At 69.7% G+C, this 23,004-nt stretch carries 19 protein-coding genes and 1 pseudogene; 11 read left to right on the top strand and 9 right to left on the bottom strand.

What is annotated here, in order from left to right:
• Positions 1-45 precede the first annotated feature (45 nt).
• The 4 genes and pseudogenes from BTZ20_RS24555 to BTZ20_RS24540 form a co-directional block, all read right to left on the bottom strand.
• On the bottom strand, positions 46-1,707 hold the full coding sequence (locus BTZ20_RS24555) for a class I adenylate-forming enzyme family protein (RefSeq protein WP_077043149.1): 1,662 nt from the start codon (positions 1,705-1,707) through the stop codon (positions 46-48).
• Positions 1,708-1,738: 31 nt separating this feature from the next.
• Complete coding sequence (locus BTZ20_RS24550; RefSeq protein WP_077043148.1) at positions 1,739-2,779, bottom strand: NAD(P)-dependent alcohol dehydrogenase; 1,041 nt, start codon at positions 2,777-2,779, stop codon at positions 1,739-1,741.
• Positions 2,776-3,939: a serine hydrolase domain-containing protein gene (locus tag BTZ20_RS24545; RefSeq protein WP_077043974.1), complete on the bottom strand. Its 1,164-nt coding sequence runs from the start codon at positions 3,937-3,939 to the stop codon at positions 2,776-2,778. Before BTZ20_RS24545 ends, BTZ20_RS24550 begins: the two co-directional genes overlap by 4 nt.
• A 14-nt stretch (positions 3,940-3,953) precedes the next feature.
• Positions 3,954-5,320: pseudogene (locus BTZ20_RS24540) on the bottom strand (flavin-containing monooxygenase).
• Positions 5,321-5,539: 219 nt separating this feature from the next.
• Here BTZ20_RS24540 and BTZ20_RS24535 point away from each other — a divergent pair.
• Together BTZ20_RS24535 and BTZ20_RS24530 are read left to right on the top strand one after the other, a co-directional pair.
• Complete coding sequence (locus tag BTZ20_RS24535; protein WP_223263505.1) at positions 5,540-6,184, top strand: TetR/AcrR family transcriptional regulator; 645 nt, start codon at positions 5,540-5,542, stop codon at positions 6,182-6,184.
• Between the two features lie 177 nt (positions 6,185-6,361).
• Positions 6,362-6,847 carry a hypothetical protein gene (locus BTZ20_RS24530; RefSeq protein WP_083742834.1) on the top strand — a complete coding sequence of 162 codons (486 nt, stop codon included), beginning with the start codon at positions 6,362-6,364 and terminating at the stop codon, positions 6,845-6,847.
• A gap of 72 nt (positions 6,848-6,919) precedes the next feature.
• Here BTZ20_RS24530 and BTZ20_RS24525 read toward each other — a convergent pair whose 3' ends face one another.
• Together BTZ20_RS24525 and BTZ20_RS24520 are read right to left on the bottom strand one after the other, a co-directional pair.
• On the bottom strand, positions 6,920-8,647 hold the full coding sequence (locus BTZ20_RS24525; protein WP_189636699.1) for an alpha/beta hydrolase: 1,728 nt from the start codon (positions 8,645-8,647) through the stop codon (positions 6,920-6,922).
• A gap of 117 nt (positions 8,648-8,764) precedes the next feature.
• Positions 8,765-10,102, bottom strand: a complete 1,338-nt coding sequence (locus BTZ20_RS24520; RefSeq protein ID WP_077043146.1) for an ammonium transporter — start codon at positions 10,100-10,102, stop codon at positions 8,765-8,767.
• A 207-nt stretch (positions 10,103-10,309) separates the two neighbouring features.
• Here BTZ20_RS24520 and BTZ20_RS24515 point away from each other — a divergent pair, with 207 nt between their 5' ends.
• From BTZ20_RS24515 to mihF, 4 genes are all read left to right on the top strand, one after another.
• Positions 10,310-12,670 carry a DNA polymerase III subunits gamma/tau gene (locus BTZ20_RS24515; protein WP_077043145.1) on the top strand — a complete coding sequence of 787 codons (2,361 nt, stop codon included), beginning with the start codon at positions 10,310-10,312 and terminating at the stop codon, positions 12,668-12,670.
• Positions 12,671-12,872: 202 nt separating this feature from the next.
• Positions 12,873-13,214 (top strand): ArsR/SmtB family transcription factor, encoded by a 342-nt coding sequence (locus tag BTZ20_RS24510; protein ID WP_077043144.1) that lies wholly within the window; start codon positions 12,873-12,875, stop codon positions 13,212-13,214.
• A gap of 3 nt (positions 13,215-13,217) precedes the next feature.
• Positions 13,218-13,703 (top strand): SRPBCC domain-containing protein, encoded by a 486-nt coding sequence (locus BTZ20_RS24505; RefSeq protein WP_077043143.1) that lies wholly within the window; start codon positions 13,218-13,220, stop codon positions 13,701-13,703.
• A gap of 98 nt (positions 13,704-13,801) precedes the next feature.
• Positions 13,802-14,113, top strand: coding sequence for an integration host factor, actinobacterial type (gene mihF / locus BTZ20_RS24500; RefSeq protein ID WP_077043971.1), 312 nt, complete (start codon positions 13,802-13,804; stop codon positions 14,111-14,113).
• 167 nt (positions 14,114-14,280) lie between these two features.
• Here mihF and BTZ20_RS24495 read toward each other — a convergent pair whose 3' ends face one another.
• The 3 genes from BTZ20_RS24495 to BTZ20_RS24485 form a co-directional block, all read right to left on the bottom strand.
• Positions 14,281-15,246, bottom strand: coding sequence for an alpha/beta hydrolase (locus BTZ20_RS24495; protein ID WP_077043142.1), 966 nt, complete (start codon positions 15,244-15,246; stop codon positions 14,281-14,283).
• Between the two features lie 100 nt (positions 15,247-15,346).
• A complete protein-coding gene (locus BTZ20_RS24490) occupies positions 15,347-16,285 on the bottom strand; it encodes an acyl-ACP desaturase (RefSeq protein WP_077043141.1) in 939 nt (312 codons plus the stop codon).
• A gap of 200 nt (positions 16,286-16,485) precedes the next feature.
• Positions 16,486-17,331: an SDR family NAD(P)-dependent oxidoreductase gene (locus tag BTZ20_RS24485; protein WP_077043140.1), complete on the bottom strand. Its 846-nt coding sequence runs from the start codon at positions 17,329-17,331 to the stop codon at positions 16,486-16,488.
• A 99-nt stretch (positions 17,332-17,430) separates the two neighbouring features.
• On the opposite strand from BTZ20_RS24485, the gene BTZ20_RS24480 reads away from it, so the two are divergent.
• The 5 genes from BTZ20_RS24480 (at position 17,431) to BTZ20_RS24460 (ending at position 22,991) form a co-directional block, all read left to right on the top strand.
• Positions 17,431-18,000 (top strand): CGNR zinc finger domain-containing protein, encoded by a 570-nt coding sequence (locus tag BTZ20_RS24480; RefSeq protein ID WP_223263503.1) that lies wholly within the window; start codon positions 17,431-17,433, stop codon positions 17,998-18,000.
• Between the two features lie 124 nt (positions 18,001-18,124).
• Positions 18,125-18,820: a hypothetical protein gene (locus BTZ20_RS24475; RefSeq protein ID WP_077043969.1), complete on the top strand. Its 696-nt coding sequence runs from the start codon at positions 18,125-18,127 to the stop codon at positions 18,818-18,820.
• A gap of 91 nt (positions 18,821-18,911) precedes the next feature.
• Entirely contained in the window at positions 18,912-20,885 is a 1,974-nt protein-coding gene (locus BTZ20_RS24470; protein ID WP_077043139.1) for a histidine kinase, read from the top strand.
• Positions 20,882-21,520: a response regulator transcription factor gene (locus BTZ20_RS24465; RefSeq protein ID WP_077043138.1), complete on the top strand. Its 639-nt coding sequence runs from the start codon at positions 20,882-20,884 to the stop codon at positions 21,518-21,520. Before BTZ20_RS24470 ends, BTZ20_RS24465 begins: the two co-directional genes overlap by 4 nt.
• 256 nt (positions 21,521-21,776) lie before the next feature.
• Positions 21,777-22,991 carry an acetyl-CoA C-acetyltransferase gene (locus tag BTZ20_RS24460; RefSeq protein ID WP_077043968.1) on the top strand — a complete coding sequence of 405 codons (1,215 nt, stop codon included), beginning with the start codon at positions 21,777-21,779 and terminating at the stop codon, positions 22,989-22,991.
• Positions 22,992-23,004: the final 13 nt, after the last annotated feature.

The raw sequence follows: 23,004 nt of genomic DNA, 5'->3' as shown, positions 1-23,004 counted from the left end.
GACCACTCCATTCTCGAACGATGTTGGTTGGCGAGCAGCCGCCCATCAGACGACCACCTGGGTGCGCATCGTCTTGCCGGTCGCGTTGCGCGGCAGCGGGGTCGTGGTGATCCGCCACCGAGCGGGGACCTTGAAGTACGCGAGGCGTTCGCCGGCGAAGTCCCTAAGCTCGCTTTCCGTGACGGCGTCCTCCGATCGCGCGACCACCACCACGCCCACCTCCTGGCCGAGGTCGGGGTGGTCGACGCCGATCACCACGCATTCGAGGACCTCGGGGTGCTCGTCCAGGCACTGCTCGATCTCCATCGGGTACACGTTCTCGCCGCCGCGCAGGATCAGATCCGACCGTCGCCCGGTGAGCCGGACCATGCCGTTCTCGATCACACCGAAGTCGCCGGTCCGCAGCCAGCGGTCCTCGGTGATCGCCGCGGCGGTGGCCTCGGGGTTGTCCCAGTAGCCGAGCATCACGTAGGGGCTGCGCGCGCAGATCTCGCCCTCCACGCCGTCGGGGACCTTCTCCCCGAACGGATCCCGGACCTCGACGGCGACCCCGATGATGGGCCGGCCGAGGGTGCCGGGGAAATGCGCGAGGTCGAGGGGAGTGGCCACGGAGATCGCGGTGGCGCTCTCGGTCTGGCCGTAGCTGTCGACGAGGGAGTTGCGCGCGAACGGCACCTTCTCGCGCAGTCGGTCCTGGAACGCCGCGGACGACGGCGCCGCCGACAGCGCGAACGCGGTGACCGAGGACAGGTCGTAGCGCGAGAGGTCCTCGTGCTCGAGCAGACGATTCGCCATGGTGGGGACGGCGGCCCAGTTGGTCACGCGCTCGCGTTCGACCAGTCGGAGCATCCGGTCCACGTCGAACGAGCCCTGGTAGATCACCACCGCGCCGCCCGTGGCCAGCCGGGGGACGGCCAGGTTGTGCAGGCTGGCGATGTGGAACAGCGGCGAGGTCAGCAGGTACCGCCGGTCGCTCGGTGCGTCCGAGTTCGGGTCGCCACCGGTGAACGCGGCGGCGAGCGCGTCGCTGAACCGGTGATAGTCGATGGTCGCGAGCACGTTCCGGTGCGAATGCACGGCGCCCTTGGGTCGGCCGCTGGTCCCGCTGGTGTACAGGATCACCGCCGGATCGTCCTCGGCCACTGCGGTGTTCGGCAGTTCGGCGCCTGCGAACTCGGTGAACAGTCGGGGCAGGTCCTCTTCCATGGTGAGCACCGGGACGTCGGCGCCGAGCCCGGCGAGCACCGCGGCACGCTTGGCGTCGGCGATCACGACGGTGGGCGTGGTGTGGCCGATGCCGTACTCGACCTCCCGCGGAGCCCACCAGGCGTTGAAGCCGACCGCGATCGCGCCGAGGGCCTGGGCCGCCCAGAAGGTGACCAGCCACTCGGGGGTGTTCGCGGCGAGGATGCCGATCCGGTCGCCCTTGCCGACGCCGTACCGGTCCCGGAGTGCGGTGGCGAGTGCGGCCACGGCGGCCCCGTGCTGGGTGTAGCTCATCCGGGTGTCCTCGGTGACCAGGTAGTCCCGGTCACCGTAGGAGAGCGAGGCCCTCAGGACGTCACCGAGCGCCCGGTCGCGGCCCAGTATGACCCGGATCTCGGCCCCGAGCACGGACTCGACGCCGAGTTCGAAGCGCCCGCCGGGGCCCGTCAGCCCGGCCATCACGGAGGCGATGTACGCCTGGGGGTCAACAGACTTCGTCACTGCATTTCCTTTCGGATCGTGTTGTACCCGGTCACGGAACCAGCACCGCTCGTCCGCGGATCTTGCCCGCCTCGAGGCGGTCGAACGCCTCTCGGGCGTCGGCGAGGTCGAACCGGTCCACCTCGACGGTGAGCAGCCCGGCCTGGGCGAGGGCGACGGAGTCGACGAGGTCACTCCTGGTGCCGCCGTAGGACTTCCGAACCGACGCGCCCCATGGCCAGCCGGGGCCACCCGCCGGATCGGCCGTCACTCCTGGGACACCGCCGCCGAGCCCGACCATCCGGTACGCGCCGTTGGGTGCCACTGACTCGACCGCCATCTTGGCGGTGGGGTCGACGCCGACGAAGTCGAACACCGCTTCCGCGCCGCGGCCGTCGGTCAGCTCGAGGATCTGGCGTGCGGTGTCGGGACCGGATTCGAGGGTGATGTCGGCACCGCAGCGCTTTGCCAGGTCCAGCTGATCCTGGCCGAGGTCCACCGCGACGATCCTGGTCGGGCTGAGCGCGCGCAGGATCTGCACCGCGACGTGCCCGAGCCCACCGATGCCGATCACCACGGCCGTCGAGCCGGGACGCAGGTGCTCCTTGGCGCCCCGGATGGCGTGGTAGCTGGTCAGCGCGGCATCCGCCATCGGTGCCGCCTGGAGGAAGTCCAGGTCTCCGATGGGGACGAACGACCGGGCCGGGATCCGGACGTACTCCGCCATGCCGCCGTCGGGGCCGAGCCCGGGGCACGGGGGCATCGCGGTCCGGCCCGCGGCCAGGCAGACGTTCTCGTTGCCGCTGATGCACTCCCGGCAGACGCCACACGACCAGCACAGGTAGACGAGCCCGCGCTCGCCGACCTGCCGCACGTCGACCTCGCTGCCGACGGCCTCGATGGTGCCCGCGATCTCGTGCCCGATGGTGAGCGGTTCCTCCCGCATCTTCACCGGGAAGTGCAGCAGGTGCAGGTCGGATTGGCAGATGCCGGCCGCGCCGACGCGGATCAACAGGTCGGACGGGCCGATCTCCGGCACCGGGACGTCCCGGATCTCGATGACACCCGGATCGGTGAGCTGTAGTGCCCTCACAGGGAAACCTCGTTTCGCGCCGATCGAACGGCCTCGTTGGTGGCGTGCAGGTAGGCATCGCTGCGGTCGGAGCCGATCAGTCCCGGCGCCATCTTGTTCATCGTGTAGGCAAAGGTGACCCGGTTGTCGAGGTCGTTGACGAGCATGGAGCCGCCGAACCCTGCCCACCAGCACACCCGGCCGTCGCGCACCAGCGGGGCGGTATCCTGGTGGGGGAGGCCGTAGCCGATGCCGAACCGCAGCGGGGTGAGGATGGCCAGGTCGATGCCGTCGGCCTGCTGCTCGAAGATCAGGTCGATGGTGGCCTGGGAGAGCAGGCGGGTGCCGTCCAGTTCGCCGCCGCAGGAGATCAGCGACTGCAGGCGGGCGACCGAGCGCGCGTTGCCGTGACCGTTCATGGCGCCGAGCTCCGTCTGCCGCCACTCGGCGGTGTTGACCTTCTCCAGGTCGAGCCACGGGCAGGTCACCGACTTGACCAGGATGCTGTCCTGGTCGAGCGTGGACATGTCGAAGTTGATGGCCGGCGCCGGGATCATCGGGGCGATCCGGCCGAAGTGCTCGGGGCCGGTGCCGATGTGGAAGTCGGCGCCAAGCGGCCCGGCCAGCTCCTCGGCGAAGAAGCGGCCAAGGCTGCGGCCGTCCACTCGCCGGATCACCTCGCCGACGAGGTGCCCGTAGTTCAGCGCCTGGTAGCCCGACGCGGTGCCCGGCTCCCACCAGGGCGCCTGCGTGGCCAGCCGGGCGCTGGCGGCCTCGGTGTCGTAGATGTCCTCGAGTTCGATCGGCCGCTCCCAGCCGGACACGCCGGAGGTGTGTGAGAGCAGGTGTCGAACCTCGATGTCCGCCTTGCCGTTCGCCGCGAACTCGGGCCAGTAGTGCGCGACCTTCTGGTAGACGTCGAGCTCGCCGCGGTCGACAAGGAGCAGCGCGGACAGCGCCGTCATCGTCTTGGTGAGCGAGAAGACGTTGACGATCGTGTCCTCTGCCCAGGGGGTGGTCCGCTCCTGGTCGGCGTAGCCGCCCCAGACGTCGACGACCGGCTGCCCGTCGACGGTCACGCAGATCGACGCGCCGAGCTCCTCGCCCGAGGCGAGCTGCTGTTCGAGCGCATCGCGGACCGGCTCGAAGCCCGCCCGGCAGAATCCCTGTGTCAGTGTCATGTCGTTGTCCTCCCTCACGCGTTCTGCATGGCGCGGGCAGGCACGGGCAGGGCGTTGCCGGCGGCCTGGGCGCGCTTGCCGCCGCTGACGATTTCCTTCTTCAGGTTGCGCACGTACGGGTCGAACTCGCACTGGATGGTGTGCCTCGGCGACTTGTAGTACGGCTTGAGGTGGTACTCCTCGTCGGCGGCGAGGACGGCGCCCATCTCGCTGGGGCAGGCGGGAGGTACTTGCCCGCGAGGTAGGCGGCGACGAGCTTGCTCTGCTGCTCGGCAAAGTTCACCAGGGTCGGCATCGGCTGCGCGAGGCCCATGAAGAACAGGTTGTCGATGTCGGGCTTCATCATCCGCTTGAACAGCGGGAAGCGATTCTCGCTGTCGGGCAACAGGTTCGGATCGGTGAAGAACGGGAAGCTGATGTGGTAGCCGGTGGCGCATACGATCACGTCGACGTCCAGGGTGCTGCCGTCGGCGAAGCGCACCTGCTTGCCTTCCAGCGCGGTGATGGCCGGCTTGAACGCGATGTCGCCCGAGCCCGCCTTGCCGAGAAACTCGCCGCTCGCGGACGGGTGCGCCTCGAAGGGCAGATGGTCGGGCTTGGGCAGACCGTAGCCCTCCATGGAGCCGAGGTTCTTGTTCAGGAAGCGTCGTTTGAGCGCCAGGGAGAGCGGGCGCGGTATCCAGGCGGGCATCGACATCTTGTCGCCTGCCGTGCCCTTGAGGTACTTCGGCAGCACCCAGACCCCGCGGCGGGCGGAGACGGTCAGCGTCTTGGCCAGGAAGCGCTGCGAGAGCTCGGAGGCGATGTCGAGGCCGGAGTTGCCCATCCCGACCACCACGACGTTCTTGCCGCGCATGTCGATCGGGTCGAACGGGTCGTTGTATGCGTGGCTGTGGATGAGCGTGCCGTCGAACTCGCCGGGGTAGTCCGGGGTCCGCGGATCCCAGTGGTGGCCGTTGCACACGATCAGCGCGTCGTAGGTGCGCGCCTCGCCGTTGGACAGCGTGACCGTCCACAGTCCGTCGTCGGCCCGCTCGGCCCGCTCGACGGAGGTGTTGAACGTGATCTTCTCCCGCAGGCCGAAGTGGTCGACGTAGTCCTTGAAGTACTGGAACAGCTGCGAGTGGTGCGGGAAGTCGGGCCACTCGGCGGGCACCGGGAAGTCCTCGAAGGCCAGGCGCCACTTCGAGGTGTCGATGTGCAGGCTCTGGTAGCAGGCAGACATGCCGTTCGGGTTCTTGAAGTACCAGTTCCCGCCGACCTCGTCCGAGGCCTCGAAGCAGTCGAACGGGATGCCGAAGTCCTGCAGACGCTTGGCGGTGGTGATTCCTGACGGACCGGCGCCGATGACGCAGACGCGGGGCAAGTTCGGGGAGTGCATGGAGTTCTCTTTCTGCCGGAGTCGCGGTCCGCGGCCTCGTCCCTTTCCCTCCGGCGCGGTTGCGGCCCCGTGGAAACGCGATTGTGATGGCTGCGGCAAGTGCGACTCGATGTGACCTACGGCATAGACTAGCTTTGGCTGACGGTCTGTCAAGTGAATGACGTAAAGTTGCCTTGCTGGCGACGCGGCGACTGAATGGCCGCGAGTAAACTTCGATTGGTGGTGGATGCAGTGAGCAATGCGACGAGCACGGGCAACAGGCGTGGCACGCTCCGAGCGGAGCAGAAGCGGGCGACCCGCGCCCGGCTGTTGGAGGCGGCGCGGGGGCTCTTCGCCGGCAGGGGCTACGCGGCTGTGACGGTCGATGACATCGCCGCCGAGGTCGGCTGCAGCCGGGCGACCTTTTACCTGCATTTCCCCGGCAAGGTGGACATCCTGCTTGCAGTGGCCGGGGATGGCATGGCGCCGAGCGCCCTTGCCTTCTATCAGGACCTGGATCGTGTACTCGACACCGGATCGCGCGCCGAGTTCACGGATTGGATCACCCGGGCCATCGAGTGGTTCCACCTGTACAAGGAGATGCTCCCGGCCTGGGACGAGGCGACGGCACTCGAGCCCGACTTCCGGGCCGTCGCCAGGGACGGGATCCTCGCCCTGCCGAACTCGATGACGAGCTTCCTCATGCGCTGGCCGGAGGACAGGCGCGACGAGGCCCGGCTGCGCGTCGAACTCCTCGTGACGCAGCTCGAACGGTTCTTCACCCGGTGGGCGATGCTGGGGACGATTGACGTTTCGGTCGAGGAGGCCGCGGATGTCCTGACGGACATCTGGTTCCCGGCGCTGACGGCTCCCGTCGCGTCGTAACACCTCTCGGCGCGGTCCCGGTGGAACGCGTTGTCCCCCGATCGGGGACAACGGATTCATCCCCTGTGGGGCCTGTCCGGTGGACGGAGCCCGAGGCGGAAACGGGTGATAGTTGTCTCAGCGCCGGAACGGTCCGGCTCGAGATATCAAACATCCACCCGGACAGGATCATTCAGCATGAGCATTGCCACCGTTCGCCGCCGTCGCCTCGCCCGCATCGCCACCCTGCCCCCGCTTGCCCTGGCCTTTGCCGCCACGACCCTCGGCTTCACCGGCGCGACGGCGTCCGCCGGGACGCTCCCCATCACCGGCCCGACGATCGCGATGACGATCACCAACAACACCGGTCAGCCCATGGTGCTGCAGGGCTCGGACAATCCGTACGGCGAGTGGATCCAGGGGCCGCGTGCGGTTCTCGCGCCGTGGAGCTCGGAGATCGTCACCGCGACGAACAACGATCCGCGGGGGATCGGCGTCGATGTCACCTACCGGCTGCCCGGCGACGCCAAGGCCGTGTTCATGGCCAACAACTACCAGGGCGACGCGAGCCTCGACGGGACCCGGATGACCGGCAACGACGGGGTCTACTACGGCATCGCGAGCACCATGGACACCGGCTTCCCGAACCTGAACGCCGGCTACACCATCACCATGCACCCCTGAGGCGGCTCCGCCGCCTGTGAGTACTTGTGGCGACGAGGGGGGCCACAAGCACTCACGAGCGGCGCAGCACGCCTACTCGGCCATTGCGGCGCGCACCTTCTCGGTGTCCGCTGCCGTCCAGCCGTCGGGCGCGAGGATGTCCGCCCAGATGTTCGCGGCGTCCGCCTGGAAGGTGTGCCCGTGGCCGTCCGGCACGTCCGCCGAGAAGACCATGTCCATGGTCACCTGCCAGAAGGTGACGAACGGGATCCAGCGCATGTCCGGATTGACGTCGGGGCCCAGCGGCTCGCGCAGCCAGTCCGGCCGGTTCAGCAACAGGTCGAACGACCACCAGGTGATCGGATCGCTCGCGTGCTGCCAGTAGACGATCTGGGGCATGCCCCAGGGGCCGTCGAGTTCGAGATCCTGTGCGGCCGAGGCGAACCGGACGTTGGCCCCGCCGTCGATCACTGGAAGTCGTTCGGGCGAACCGGAATCGCGACTCTCGGTGATGCCCGACCATTGCGGGGAGAAGTTCGGGGTACCCACCCACAGCGCGCCGTCGGTTCGGGCCAGCATGTCCTGGGCGCCCGCGAACGCGGACTGGCCGCCGAAGGAGCCGAGGCTCTCGCCGAACGCCAGCAGCTTCGGGCGGCTCTCGGCGGGCCGCGACTCCCATTCCGCGTAGACCGCCTCGAACAGCGCCCGGCCCGCCTCCTTCGGTGACTCCCGGTCGGCGATGAACGACAACGCGCTGGGCAGGAAGGAGTACTGCATGGACGCGATTGCGGAGTCGCCGTCGGCCGTGTACTCGAGGGCGCCCGCCACCGAGGCGTTGACCCAGCCGCGACCGGTGCCGGTGGCGACGGCCAGCACCGCCCGGTCGAAGGCCCCGGTCCGCACCAGTTCCGCGACCACCTGATCGGCCGCGTCCGTGATCGATTCCGCGGACTCGCGTCCCACGTACACCCGGATCGGCGTCAGCGCGGGTCTGCCGGTGGCCGCGGTGATCTGCTCAGCGCTCGGTCCGCCCGCGACGAAGGTGCGGCCCTCTCGCCCGAGGCTTTCCCACGGCTCGGCGGACGCAGGAGATCCTGAGCGTTCGGGCATCTCGGGTCGGACCACGTTGTCCGCGGTGCTGTGATCGGCCGCGGCGGCCGATCGGTTCGCGAGGCCGATGAGTCCCTGGTACACGATGCCGTTGACGATCATCAGGCCGACGGCGACCACGACGACCAGGCTCGCGACCCTGGCCACCGGTGCGGGCACGTAGCGGCGGCCGAATGCCGCCATCCGGTTGGTGGCGCTCCGGGAGGCGCGGGCGATCCAGAGCAGCAACGCCGCGATGACGAGCGAGATCACCAGCACCAGAAGGTAGTTCGCCTCGTGCTCCTCCTCGACGCCGACGAGATCGCGCACCACCTGCTGGGACACCGCGCCGAGGATCGCGAAGGTCGGCACGAGAACCACCGTGAACCCGAGCAGGGTCCATCGGCCGATCCGTTTGGTCCGCTCGGAATATCGAGGCGAGACACCGCATTTGCGCACCGCCCAGGCCGCGAGGCAGCCGAGCCCGTAGCCCGTCGCGATGCTGATGCCGGTGGCGACGCCCTGCAGGTACCACACGCGCGGCAGTAGCGAGGGCGTCAGCGACCAGCAGAAGAAGAGCAGCGCGACGGCGAGCCCGACGGGATGGAGCGACCGGCCGTAGCGGCGCGCGCGTTCGGCGAACCCGTCTGTACCCGGGGCGTCGGCCGGGTGCGACCCGGCCGGGTGCGACCCGGCCGGGTGCGACCCGGCCGGGGGGAGCGTCGTCGTCATCGTCATCGTCGTTCCTGATCCGGTCGCGGGCGCCTCCGGGTGGAGGGTCGGCTGCTGAGGTCCTACCTATCCGGACCGGGCGGATCGTATCCGAACCAGGAAGCAGTGCGTCCCGGTTCAGTCGGTGACGTCGTCCGGGTCGGGCTCGACTGGGCGATGACGCTGCTCGTCGTGCTCGCGGGAGAAGATCCCCGGCGGCGGCCCGGTCGGCCCGCCGTGGGCGAGGACCGCGTGCTCGTAGGCGGACTCGGCGTGCAACGCCAGGTCGACACCCGCGATCTCGTCCTCGCGGCTGACCCGGAAGCCCATCCACCGGTCGATCGCCTTGCCGAGCGCGTAGGTGACCCCGAAGGCGTAGAGGCCGACCACGACGACGGCCAGGATCTGCTTGCCGAGCTGGGCGAGCCCACCGCCGTACAGCAGCCCCTCGGCCCCACCGGTCATCACCTCGGCGGCGAGCAGGCCGATCAGGACCGTGCCGACGATGCCGCCGATCAGGTGCACGCCGACCACGTCGAGCGAGTCGTCGTAGCCGAAACGGAACTTCAGGCCCACCGCGAAGGAGCAGACGACGCCGGCGAGGGTGCCGACCACGGCTGCGCCGAGGACCGTGACCCAGCCGCAGGACGGGGTGATCGCGACCAGGCCCGCCACCACGCCGGAGGCCGCACCGAAGGTGGTGGGGTGCCCGTCGCGCTTCTGCTCGACCAGCAGCCAGCCGAGCATGCCCGCGCAGCCCGCGACCAGGGTGTTGAGGAAGACGGCCGCGGCGGTGCCGTTCGCCGCGAGCGCGGAACCGGCGTTGAACCCGAACCAGCCGAACCACAGCAGTCCGACGCCGAGCAGCACCAGCGGCAGGTTGTGCGGGCGCATCGGCTCGGAACGGAAGCCGATGCGCGGGCCGAGGACCAGCGCCAGCGCCAGCCCGGACGCGCCGGAGACGATCTCGACCACCAGGCCGCCCGCGTAGTCGAGCGCGCCCAGCTGCGCGATCCAGCCATCCGGACCCCATACCCAGTGCGCGACCGGCGCGTAGACGGCCAGCGCCCAGATCGGGACGAAGACCATCCACGCGGAAAACTTGGTGCGGTCCGCGATCGCACCGCTGATCAAGGCGGCTGTGAGGATCGCGAAGGTCAGCTGGAAGGTGGCGAACAGGAACTCGGGGACGCCGCTGTGCACGGTGGCCGGGGTGATGTCCGCCATCCCCAGGTGCTCAAGTCCGCCGAGCAGGCCGCCGCCGATGTCCTCACCGAAGGCCAGGCTGTAGCCGACGACCAGCCAGACCACGGTGACCAGGGCGATCGAGACGAAACTCATCATGATCATGTTGAGCACGCCCTTGGAGCGGACCATGCCGCCGTAGAACAGGGCCAGCCCCGGTGTCATCAAAAGGACCAGGGCGGTGCTCACCAGCAGCCATGCGGTGGCTCCGGCGTCGATGGTCTCGGGCACGTCGGTTTCTCCTCACGCGTGCGGGCCTCGGCCGCACGCGAGTGGTGACGATGGTCTGTCGTGGTTTCGCCTGCGCTGCCAATGTGTTGCGGCTGTGTTTCGGATTCCGCTCACCCTGGACGCCGCGCAGGTGCGGGTTCCGGCGCCGGAGGCCGGGGGACGGCGGTCCGCCGACGCGGTGTCGCCCTTCGCCGGTACCCTCTCCGCGTGGCCCTCTACCGGAAATATCGACCGGCAACCTTCGCCGAGGTGGTGGGGCAGGAGCACGTCACCGACCCCCTGAGCACCGCCCTCGACGCCGGACGCATCAACCACGCGTACCTGTTCTCGGGCCCGCGCGGCTGCGGCAAGACGTCGTCCGCCCGGATCCTGGCCCGGTCGCTGAACTGTGTGGAGGGTCCGACCTCCACCCCGTGCGGGGTGTGTTCGTCGTGCGTGGCGCTCGCCCCCGGCGGCCCCGGCAACCTCGACGTGATCGAGCTGGACGCGGCCAGCCACGGCGGCGTCGACGACACCCGAGAGCTGCGTGACCGGGCGTTCTACGCGCCCGCGGAGTCCCGGTACCGCATCTTCATCGTGGACGAGGCCCACATGGTCACCACCGCGGGCTTCAATGCGCTGCTCAAGATCGTCGAGGAGCCGCCGGAGCACCTGATCTTCGTCTTCGCGACCACCGAGCCGGAGAAGGTGCTGCCGACGATCCGGTCGCGCACCCACCACTACCCGTTCCGGCTGCTGGCGCCGTCGACCATGCGCGGCCTGCTGGAGAAGATCTGCGCGCAGGAGGACGTCGCCGTCGAGGCCCCTGTCTATCCGCTGGTGATCCGCGTAGGCGGCGGATCGCCGCGCGATTCGCTCAGCGTGCTCGACCAGCTGCTGGCCGGAGCGGGCGACGAGGGCGTCACCTATCAGCGCGCGCTGTCGCTGCTCGGCGTCACCGACGTCGCGCTCATCGACGACGCGGTCGATGCGCTCGCAGCCGGTGACGGCGCCGCGCTCTTCGGCACCGTGGACAAGGTGATGGACGCCGGCCACGATCCGCGACGGTTCGCGGTGGATCTGCTCGAGCGGATCCGCGACCTGATCCTGATGCGTGCGGTCCCCGACGCGGGTGAGCGCGGCCTGGTCGACGCCCCAGGGGACGTGCTCGAGCGGATCCGCGAGGAGGCGGAACGGATCGGCCCCGCGACGCTGGCCCGCTACGCCGAGGTCCTGCACGCCGGACTGGGGGAGATGCGGGGGGCCACGGCACCCAGGCTGCTGCTCGAGGTGATGTGCGCCCGGATGCTCCTGCCGTCCGCAACGGACGCGGAATCGGCTGTGCTGCAACGGCTGGAGCGGCTCGAACGGCGGGCCGAGGGTGGCCTGCCGGTGGCGGAGCCGGTCGCCGGAACGCGATCGAGCGCGCCCGCGGAGCCCGCGGCGCGGCCGAGTGCCCCGGAGCCCGAGCCGATCTACCAGCGTCCGTCGCAGCGCGCGGCGGCGCAGCAGCGGCACCAGGAACCGGTTCAACCGGTGTCGCCGGAACCGGCCCCGCCGGTTCGGTCCGAGCCGGTCGCGCCGGAGGTCGTCGCCCCCGCGGTGGCCGAACGTGGTGCACCGGAACAGAGCGCGCCGCCCGCCACCGCGCCGGCCGTTGTTCCGGCCGAGGCGCCCGCCCCAGCTGCCGAGCCGGTGCCGGCCCCGTCGCCGGAGCCCGCTCTCGCGGCCCAGGAACCGTTTGCCCAGGAACCTTCGGTCTCGGAGTCCATCGTCCCCGAGCCCGTCGTTCCCGAGCCTGTCGTTCCCGAGCCCATCGCCCCGGAGCCTGTTGTCCCGGAAGCGATCACGCCCGAACCCGTTGCGCCTCCCGTCGAGCCGGCGCCTGCGCGCGAACCGGAACCGGCGGCCGTCGCGGAACCCGAGCCGGCGCCGTCCGAGCCGGTCGCGCCGCCGGTGTCCGCGCCCGCAGCGGCCGGTCAGCCCGACGCCACCGCGGTCCGCGCCGTGTGGTCGGAGGTCAGGGCGAAGGTGCGAGACCGGAGCCGCACCGTCGAGGTGATGCTCTCGGGCGCCACCGTCCGGGCGGTGGAGAACGGCCGCCTCATCCTCATCCATGCCTCCGCGCCGCTGGCCAAGCGTCTGGTGGAACCGCGCAACGCCGACGTGATCCGCGACGCGCTGCGGGAAGTGTTCGGCGTGGACTGGGCGATCGACTGCGAGGTCGGTACCGCCGCGCCCGCCGACGTTCCTCCGCGCGTTCAGCCCGCCCGCCAACAGCAGGCGAAACCGGCGGGCGCGCCGCGATTCTCGCGTCCGAGCCAGGAGCAGGCGGCATCCGCCCCCGCCCCGCGGACCGAGGCGACGTCGGGGCCCGGCGCGGACGACATCCCGCCGCCCGAGGAACCCGACTATCCGGACGATCCGGGCCCGCCGCCCGCCACGCCGGAGTCGGTCACCCCGGAGGACGAGGAAGAGATGATGGCGCAGGCCGCCGAGCCGGCCGACCCGTCCGTCCGCCGCGATCCCGAGGAGATCGCGCTCCAGTTGCTGGAGACCCACCTCGGGGCCAAGCGCATCGACAGCTAGCCGGCCGGTTTCGTTCGTTCACCTGCGCCCGCCCGCCCGCCCCACCGAGTGTGCAGTTGTCGTCGCCTGTCCCGGGCCTTTGCCCCGGCAGGTGCACACTCGGCGGAAGCGGCCGCCAGCTCATGGTGAGCAGGACGTCCTGGTGGGCGCTCGCATCGCCGCGGGGCTACAACATGCAACCGATTGGTTGTATGTTGGGGAGGTGAACGGAGACGATGAGGATCGGGCGGATGCCCTGTTCTTTGCGCTCGCCGACCGGACCCGGCGCGACATCATGCGCCGCGTGCTGGCAGGGGAGCACTCGGTCTCCGGGCTCGCGGCGAAATACCAGATGAGCTTCGCGGCGGTACAGAAGCACGTCGCGGTACTGGAGAAGGCCGGCCTGCTGACCAAGCGACGCAGCGGTCGGGAGCAGCTGGCCAGCGGCGACGTGGCGGCGGTGCGATCGGTGGCGTCCATGCTCACCGAACTGGAGCAGGTGTGGCGCGGCCGCATCGCGCGAATCGACGAACTCATTGCATCCGACTCGACCAAGGAGGAGTGAATCATGCCTGTGACCAATGTCCAGCAGGACCTCGACAACCTGACCCTGACCATCACCGCCGACTTCGCGGCGCCGGTGACGCGGATCTGGCAGGTCTACGAAGACCCGCGCCAGCTGGAGAAGGTGTGGGGACCGCCGACGTACCCGGCGACGGTGGTCGACCACGACCTCACGCCCGGCGGCCGCACGACCTATTTCATGACCGGCCCGGAAGGCGAGAAGTTCGCCGGGTACTGGCAGATCACGGCCGTCGACGAGCCCACGAGTTTCTCGTTCGACGACGGCTTCGCCGACCTGGACTTCAACTCGAATCCCGAACTGCCGGTATCGAAGAACATCTTCACCTTCGCGGAGCACGATGGTGGCACCCGCGCAACATATGTGAGCACCTACGAGTCTGCCGAGGCGCTGCAGCAGGTGCTGGACATGGGAGTGGTCGAGGGGGCCTCGTCGGCGATCAACCAGATCGACGAGCTGATCGCCTCCTGACCGACGCGCCGCCGACACGCGAGTTCAGCAATGAACGGCCAAACGACGGCACCGTTCTAGCCTGGGTTCGTCGGTAACCAAGCGAGAGGATGCCCATCATGGCACTGCCCACCTTGACTCCCGAACAACGTGCCGCGGCCCTGGAGAAGGCGGCGGCGTCCCGCAAGGCCCGGTCGGAACTTCGTGAGGGCCTCAAGTCGGGGAAACTCACCTTCACCGAGATCCTGGACCGAGCAGAGTCGGACGAGATCGTCGGAAAGACGAAGGTGCTCTACCTGCTCGAGTCTCTGCCCCATTTCGGGAAGATCAAGGCTCGTGACATCGCCGAGTCGGTCGGGATCGCGGAGACACGGCGAGTGTCAGGCCTGGGTTCGCGCCAGCGCGCTGACCTACTCGCGAAACTCGGCTGAACTCACCCCATCCGCTCGGCGACCGCGACATGGTTCTGCGGTCGCCGAGCGGATCGGTGCCAAGCATCTCGAGGTGCTGCCGGCCTTATCGCTGAGTGGTCCGCGTGGGACTGGCCCATCGCAAGCGTTGGAACGCAAGGGAGATCGTTCAGGGTCGTTGGACAGGACTAGGCCGAACGACGCTCGCGCGACGCCACGTTCCGCCTGGCGAAGTCGATGCTGAGCGCGATCAGGGTCTTGCTCTCCTCGAGCATGACGCCGAGCACAGGGAAGGCGTGGATCTGACCGCTCCACAGGTGGGTCTCCACCGGCCGGCCCGCCCGTTCGAGACGCTCGGTCATGACCTCGACGTCGGGCCGCATCAGCTCGTACTCGGCGGCGGAGAGGAACACCGGCGGGAACAGCGCCGGGTCTGCCGTCACCGGCGACTGCGCCCCGACGATCAGGTCCGGACCCGCGAGCCAGCGGTCCTTGAGATTGCGCACCTGACGCATCGGCAGGTAGGCGTCGCGCTTCATGAATTCCGGATCGTGCGACTCGAGATCGACATTGAGCAGCGGCGAGTACCCGATGACCGCTGCCGGCGGCGTGATGCCCTGCAACGCGCAGATCTCGGCGACCTTCATCGCGAGATAGCCGCCCGCGGAATCGCCGGCGACGATGATCCGGGTCGGGTCGTCACAGGTCTCCAGCAGCGCGGTGTAGGCCGCCATCGCGTCGAACAGGGACGTGCCGATGCCGCCGTACGGCAGCTGCCGGTACTCCACCGAGATCACCGGGACACCCGAGCGGGCCGCGAGGGCCCCGCAGGCGCCGCGATGGGTGGCCAGCCCGCAGAAGACGAATCCGCCGCCGTGGAAGTAGAGGATGGTCGCGCCCTGCAGCGCGTCGGTGGCGCGCCTCGGATGGGTGACCTTCTCGCACCGCACCCCGCCCAGGGCCACCGGCTCGACGATCACCCCCTTGGGAGCGGGCGTCCGGTCGGACCACTCATCGAGCTTCCCGAGCGCGAGGATGCCGCGATCGGACATCGGCCACACCGTGAACAGCGGTTTGATGAAGATTCTCGCGAACCAGAACACCAGCCGTGCCCGAAGACTGACGTTCCAGTGCCACACAATTGATCCCTGCATCGGCCTGCTGCCCCTCGTTTGTGCCGGTTTCGGTTCCACCACGATAGGGCGGCGAGGTGCCGCCGACCAGCGTTGCCATCGCCTGCCCGGCGCGTGACGACTATTCCGCGCGCGCGGCCTCGCGGGCGAGCATCCGATCCCGCGATTCCTCGAACCGCTCGGCCGAGCGGCGGAGATCGTCGAGATGTGCCGCGAGCCGGTCCCGTGCCCGCTCGCCCGCATCGGTGAAGTCGTTGCGTTCGAACACGTTCCAGATGCGGAGCACCGGCATGACGACGTCGTCGAGGTGCTGTCGGAGATCGTAGATGCCGTGTTTGGCGAGGAGAACCGCGTTCCGCCGGAAGCCGGGCATGGATTGGCCGGGCATCTGGAAATTGATCAACACGTCGGTGATCGCCTCGAGTGCCGCGTCGGGGACGAGGTCCATGGCGGCGCCTGCGAGGGTTCGGTAGAAGACCATGTGCAGGTTCTCGTCCGCCGCGATCCGGTCGAGCATCCGCTCCGCTACGTCGTCCGCGCAGGCGTGCCCGGTGTTGCGGTGTGAGAGCCGGGTGGCGAGCTCCTGGAACGTCACGTAGGCCACCGAGGGCAGGAACGCGGCGTTCAGTGGAGAGTCGAGGCCGTTGGTCAGGTGTTCCATCCGGTACTGCTCGAGCTGGACGGGGTCGACGGCGCGGGTGACCACCAGGTAGTCGCGCATGACGATGCCATGCCGGTTCTCCTCCGCCGTCCACCGGTTGACCCAGGTGCCCCACGCCCCGTCGAGGGAGAAGCTGGCGGCGATCTCGCGGTGATACGAGGGCAGGTTGTCCTCGGTCAGGAGGTTCGTGATCATGGCGACCTTGGCCAGCTCGGAGAGTCGCGACTGATCCGGGTCCCAGTCCACCCCACCCATTTCCGCGAAGTTCCTGCCCTCGTCCCAGGGCACGTAGTCGTGCGGATTCCAGTTCTTGGTCATCGACAGGTGCCGGTTGAGATTGGCTTCGACCGTCGGCTCGAGTTCCCTGAGCAGGTCGAGCTGGGTGAACGTCATGGTCATGAGAACTCCTTGGGAAGGAAGAACCTCGAGAACCAGTACCTGGCCCGCGGCGATGGCCGCGGTTGTCCAGGCCCTATTGAACACCGCGAGTCGCGACACTTCCAGGAAAGCCGCAGATTCGGCGGCGGGCCACGCGCCCTCGCACGTCAACCCGTGGCCCGCCCCTTGCCCGACCGTGCCGCAGATGTCCGATCGGGTGCTCAGGCATCCACGGTCTGCGTGACGGCGGCCCATTCGTCGAGTTCGGCGATGCGCCCGGTGAGCGCAGAGCGCATGGCGTCGGCGCCCGCGACACCCAACGCCAGGCGCAGCGGCGGGTTGTCGCAGGCCACGGCGGTGCGGATCCCGGCCGCAACGCGGTCAACGTCGGAGAACGCCGACACCGGCAGTGCCCCGATTGCCTGCTGGACCGCGCGGACCGTCTGGTCGTAGTCGGAATGCGTCGCGCTGGCCGCGTCGAGATTGCCCAGGAACGGGGTCGCGGTGAGTCCGGGCTGGATGAGAGTTACCTTGATGCCCAACGGAGCCACCTCGGCGACCAGCGCGTCGGTGAGCCCCTCGACGGCGTATTTCGTCGCCGCGAGCAGGCCGACCCCGGGGTCCGCGGTCTGGCCGTAGTACGACGAGCCCTGCAGGATGTGGCCGGACCGCTGGCCCCGCAGCACGGGCAACGTCGCGCGGAGCACGTTCAGCACGCCGAAGACGTTGGTGTCGAAGATCGCCCGCGCCTGGGCGTCGTCCGCCTCCTCGACCGCGCCGAAGAGTCCGTAGCCCGCGTTGTTCGCGACGACGTCGATACGCCCGAACCGTGCCACCGTCTGCTCGACCGCCTTCTGCACGGCGGCCTCGTCGCGCACGTCCGCGTCGATCGTGAGCAACAGGTCGGGCTCGCCCAACTCGTCGAGGCCTGCGGTGTGTCGCGACACGGCTGCCACCGCTTCACCGGCCTCCAGGGCCTGACGCACGAGCTCGCGCCCTATGCCTGACGAAGCGCCGGTGACAAACCAGACGGACGAGGTGTTCGCGGAATCTTCTGAAGTGATCATGTTGCGACCGTAACACGATAGCTCGCAACGTACTAACTAGAAGTGCTCAGATGTTGCGGTCCTTCTCGTTACGGACGCATCGCTGTGTATCGTGTGGGGGTGGACGCACTGCATGAGTCGCCGGGCCGGCCCGACATGGTGTTGCGGTTCGTGAACACCAGAGCCGACGGCGCGGGGAACACCGAGGTCTTCGGCACGGCCACGGGCTTCGCCGACTGGGCCGTCGAGCAGGACCTGCTCACCACCGACACGGTCGTGACCGACTCGGATGCGGCAGCCGCGCGAGAGCTCCGCGATGCGTTGGTCACGGTCTTCCTGGCACACGCCGGCGACCCCGCGGTCGACGACGCGCGGATCGCCGACGCGGAGAGGTATCTCCGGCAGGCCGGTGCCCGCTATCCCCTGACGACGGTCGTCACCGCCGCGTCGGCACAGCTCATAGCCGGATCCGCCGGTGTCCCCGGCGCTCTTGGCGCCATCCTCGCAGCGGTGACCGAGGTGGCACAGAGTGGCGACTGGACGCGGATCAAGGCGTGCTGCAACCCGCCGTGCCATTTCGGCTTCGTCGATCGCACCCGCAACCGGGCGGCCCGCTTCTGCAGTCCCGGGTGCGGTTCCCAGGTGTCCATGCGCGCCTATCGTCAGCGCCAGAAGCAGTCCGGTTCCTGAACGAACCGACGTCCGGACGCAATTCCCGGTGGGTCGGGTCGGTTGTCCCTGGTGGTCGGGACACCGGGCGCGCCATCCTCGTCTGCAGTCGAAACGGTCGGGACAGAACCGGAGGAGCGTGCAGATGAGTACCACCATTCCCGCGGAGGGGCGGCAGGTCGACGCGGCCGATCGGCGCGGGCCGTCGTCGTGGTGGGCCGTGACCGGTGTGATCGCCGGACTCGCCGGGATCGTCGGCATCCAGGCCAGCGCCGCCCTCTCCGCCACCATCGACGAGGGCGTCGTGGGCAATGCCGTCGCCATGATGAACAGGATGGCCGAGCAGCGGACACTGATCCTGACCGAGCACGTGGCCATGAATGTGGCGGCGCTGCTGCTGCTCGTCTTCGCCGCCGGGCTGTGTCGCCGGCTCGCGGCCGGCCTCGAGTCGAACAGCCTGCTGCCGCAGGTCGCGGCGGGCGGGTTGATCCTCACCTCGGCCGCCCTGCTGATCGGCACCGGCCTGACCACCGAGCTCGTGTTCGGGCTGAGCGCGGGTGACCAGTTGCTGCCGGAGTTCGCGGCCTTCGGGGCGCACTGGATGGGCACCATCCCGTGGCTCTGGGCGGGTGCAGGCGTCAGTGCGCTCGCGGTCGCGGCGGCCTCGCTGCGACACGGCGCCCTGCCGCGATGGATCGGCTGGGCGAGCGCGGTGCTGGGCGCGGTCACGGCACTGTTCGGGATCTCCCCGCTGCAGTACATGGCGGGGTTCACCGGGCCGGTCTGGGTGTTGGTGTGCGCGGTCGGGCTGTGGCTCTCGGGGCGTTCCGCGCGAGGGTGACCCAGAATGAGCCTTCGGCCTGTGAGTCCTTCTGGCCCGCTGGCGGCCCAGAAGGACTCACAGGCGACGGAGTCGCCTCGAGGAGGAACGGTTGAGCGAGCGAAGTGGGGGGTCGGCGGGCACCGGCGGATGGCCGGTGCCCGCCGCCGCGCTCGCGTTCACCTCGTGGCTGCTGGGGGTGCTGGCGCTGGTGGCGTTCGTCGCCGCCGAGCCGACCCTCGACGCCGACCAGCTGTTCTTCCTCGTCGACCTGCTCGGTGCGGGCGTCTACGGCACGGTCGCCGGGGTGGTGCTCGCCCGGCGGGTGCACCCGGTGCCGATCATCCTCGGGCTCACCGGGATCGGGGTGGGACTGGCCGCGTTCAGCTACGCCTATACCCAGCTGGCGCTGGTCCGGCCGGGGCTGCCGGCCGTCGGGGCGATCGAGCCGCTGCAGAACACCGCATGGATTCCGGGCACGCTGGCGCTGTTCCTGGTGGTCCCCTGGCTGATCCGTGACAACAGGCTGGAGCCCGTGGCCCGCGTCGGCCTGGTCCTGGGTACCGCGACCATCGTCTGGTTCTTCGTGGCCCGCACCTACACCGAGATCGCGCAGATCTGGCTGATCGCGCCGGTGGTGGGGGTGGGGCTGCTCGCCGCGGCCGACGCCGCGTGGCGGTGGCTGCGGGGGCCGGTCGACGAGCGGGTCGGCCTGGGTTGGCTGTGCCTTGGCACCACGCTGATGGCGCTGTCGTTCGTGCCGCTCGCGCTGCCGCCGACCTGGCCGAGCCTGTGGATGCTCACCCCGCTGATCCACCTCGCGGTGCAGGCGTTCTATCCGGCGGCGATCCTGGTATCGATTCTGCGACAACGGATGTGGGGGCTGGACCTGGCGGTCAGCCGCGCGGTGCTCGCGGGCACCCTCACCGTCGGCCTTATCGCGCTGTACGTGGTGGTGGCCACGGCGCTGGCGCGGATGCTGCCCGCCGCGGATTCGGTGCTCGCACAGGCCGTCGCGGCAGGCGCCGTGGCCGTCGCGGTGCAGCCGTCCCGACTGTGGCTGCAGCGCCGCGTGCACGACCTCGTGTACGGGGAGGGCGGTGATCCCGCCAGGGCGGTGCGCCGGCTCGGTGCCCGGTTCGCGGAGGCGGAGACGCCCGAGGACCTGGTCTCCGAACTCGCGGGCGGCGTGGCGGTGGCCCTGCGCCTGGAATCGGTGACGGTCTGGCGTGCGGGGGACGCCGACCCCGCCGCGCGCCGCGGCGACCCGACGGGCGACCCGACGACGGTCCCGCTCATCCACCGCGGTGCCCCGGTCGGCCGGTTGACGGTGACCGCGCGGCCGGGGGAGATCCTCGGTGCGCGGAGCCGGAAGTCCTTGGGGGAGTTGGCCTCCGTGGTTGCCACCGGCCTTGCGCTGGTGCAGGCGACGCAGGATCTGGACGCTGCGCGCGAGCGGTTGTCCACGGTGCGCCTGGAGGAGCGGCGGGTGATCCGGCGGGAGCTGCACGACGGTCTCGGCCCCTCACTCGCCGGTATCCGGCTCGGGCTGCAGGGGGTGCGGAACCTGCTGCGCACCGATTCGGACGCGGCGGTGCGACTGCTCGAGTCGCTGCAGGTCCAGCTCGACCACCAGGTCGACGGCGTCCGATCGTTGTCCCGCAACCTCTTCCCCCCGATCCTGGACGAGCTGGGCCTGGCCGCCGCGCTGGAGGAGCTGGCCGCCCAGCACGCCCGCGGCGGGTTCGCGCTGGAGGTGCGCGCGCAGCTGCCCGCGCGGGTGGACCCGTACGCGGGCGCGGCCGCGTACGGGATCGTGGTGGAGGCCGTCTCGAACGCGCGCAGGCACAGCGGGGCCGACGGATGCCACGTCGAGGCGGTCTGTGCCGCAACGGAGTCCGGTAGCCGTCAGCTCACCGTCACGATCCGGGACGGCGGCACCGGCTTCGACCCGAGCCGGGACGCGGGCGTCGGGACCCGCTCGATGCGGGAGCGGGCGGGCGAGCTGGGCGGCACGCTTGTCATCGACTCGCTGCAACCACACGGCACCAGGGTCACCGCGCGGCTACCGTTGACCGCATCATGACCGCCATCCGCGTCGCCGTCGTCGACGACCACCCCGTCTTCCGGCTGGGGATGGTGGCACTGCTCTCCACGCTCGACGGGATCGAGGTGGTCGTCGAGGCCAGTTCGTCTGCGGAGGCCATCGCGCTGGTGACGGCCGACGTCGATGTGGTGCTGATGGACCTCGAGCTCGGCGACCGGTCCGGTGTCGAGACGACGCGGGACCTGCTCGCGCGGTTCCCGGCGTTGCGTGTGCTGATGGTGACGATGCACGAGGACGACGAGTCGATCGTGGCCTCGATGCGCGCTGGGGCCAGGGGCTACCTGGTCAAGGGTGCGGTCCCGGACGAGGTGGAACGGGCGATTCGGGCGGTCGCCAACGGCGAGCTGCTGCTGGGTGCGGCGGTGGCCGAGCGCGCGCTCGGCTTCATGGCGGCGTCCCGGAGCCTGGCCCCGGCGGTGTTCCCCGAGCTGACCGACCGGGAGCGTGAGGTGCTCGACCTGGTGGCGGGAGGGCTCGACACCGCGGCGATCTCCCGTCGCCTGGTGCTGAGCCCGAAGACGGTCCGCAACCACATCTCGAACATCCTGGCCAAGCTCGGGGTGCCGGACCGGTCCGCGGCCATCGTGCGGGCGCGGCAGGCCGGGCTGGGTTGAGCCTGGCCGACGGGCTGGACCGAGCCACGCCGCTAGAACCGAGCCCGCCCCGGCCCGCCGCGACGATCGCAACGGTCACAGAGCCCGCTCGGTTCGGTCCTAGACCCAATTTTGAAACGAGTTCTAGTATGGCTTGCGTCGAGGTCTATGCCTCGGGTCAGGCGCTGCTCGAGTCGGCGCCCGGCGATGACGTTTGTACTGCCATTGCGAACACCACGCACGCGGCGGAGCCGTGCACAGGAAGGAACACCTCACAGTGACCACAGAGGCATTCATTTATGAAGCCATCCGAACCCCACGTGGCCGAGGAAAGAAGACCGGTTCGCTTCACTCGGTCAAGCCGATCTCGCTGGTCACCGGCCTGATCGACGAGCTGCGCGTGCGCTTCCCCGACCTCGACGAGAACCGCATCTCGGACCTGGTCCTCGGTGTCGTCACCCCGGTCGGCGACCAGGGCATGGACATCGCGCGCATCGCGGTCAACGACGCCGGCCTGCCCGACACCGTCGGCGGCGTGCAGCTCAACCGTTTCTGTGCCTCCGGCCTCGAGGCCGTCAACATCGCCGCGCAGAAGGTCCGCTCCGGCTGGGACGAGCTGGTCATCGCCGGCGGTGTCGAGTCGATGTCCCGCGTTCCGATGGGCTCCGACGGCGGCCCGTGGGCGCTGGACCCGGCCACCAACTACGACAACTACTTCGTGCCGCAGGGCGTGGGTGCCGACCTGATCGCCACCATCGAGGGCTTCACCCGCGACATCGTCGACGCCTACGCGGTGCGCTCGCAGGACCTGGCCGCCAAGGCGTGGGCGGGCGGCTACTTCGCCAAGTCCGTCGTGCCGGTCAAGGACCTCAACGGCATCACCATCCTCGACAACGACGAGCACATGCGCCCCGGCACCACCGCGGAGTCGCTCGGCACCCTCGCCCCCGCGTTCGCGACGGTCGGCGAGATGGGCGGCTTCGACGCCGTCTCGCTGCAGAAGTACCACTTCGTCGAGAAGATCAACCACGTCCACCACGGCGGCAACAGCTCCGGCATCGTCGACGGCGCCGCGCTGGTGCTCGTCGGCTCCGAGCAGGCCGGCAAGGACATGGGCCTGACCCCGCGCGCCCGCGTCGTGGCCACCGCCACCTCCGGCGCCGACTCGACCATCATGCTGACCGGTCCGACGCCCGCCGCCAAGAAGGCGCTGGCCGCCGCGGGTCTGACGATCGAGGACATGGACCTCGTCGAGATCAACGAGGCGTTCGCGTCCGTGGTGCTCAAGTTCCAGAAGGACATGAACGTCCCGGACGAGAAGCTCAACGTCAACGGCGGCGCCATCGCGATGGGCCACCCGCTCGGCGCCACCGGCGCCATGATCACCGGAACCATGGTCGACGAGCTCGAGCGGCGCAACGCCCGCTACGCGCTCATCACGCTGTGCATCGGCGGCGGCATGGGCGTGGCCACCATCATCGAGCGCGTCTGACGCGGCCCGGACT

Origin of the sequence: Rhodococcus sp. MTM3W5.2 (assembly GCF_001984015.1) — a bacterium.
GTDB classification, from domain to species: Bacteria; Actinomycetota; Actinomycetes; order Mycobacteriales; family Mycobacteriaceae; genus Rhodococcus_G; species Rhodococcus_G oryzae.
Note: the sequence above shows the minus strand (reverse complement) of the source record. Positions and strands in the feature narration are given on the sequence as shown.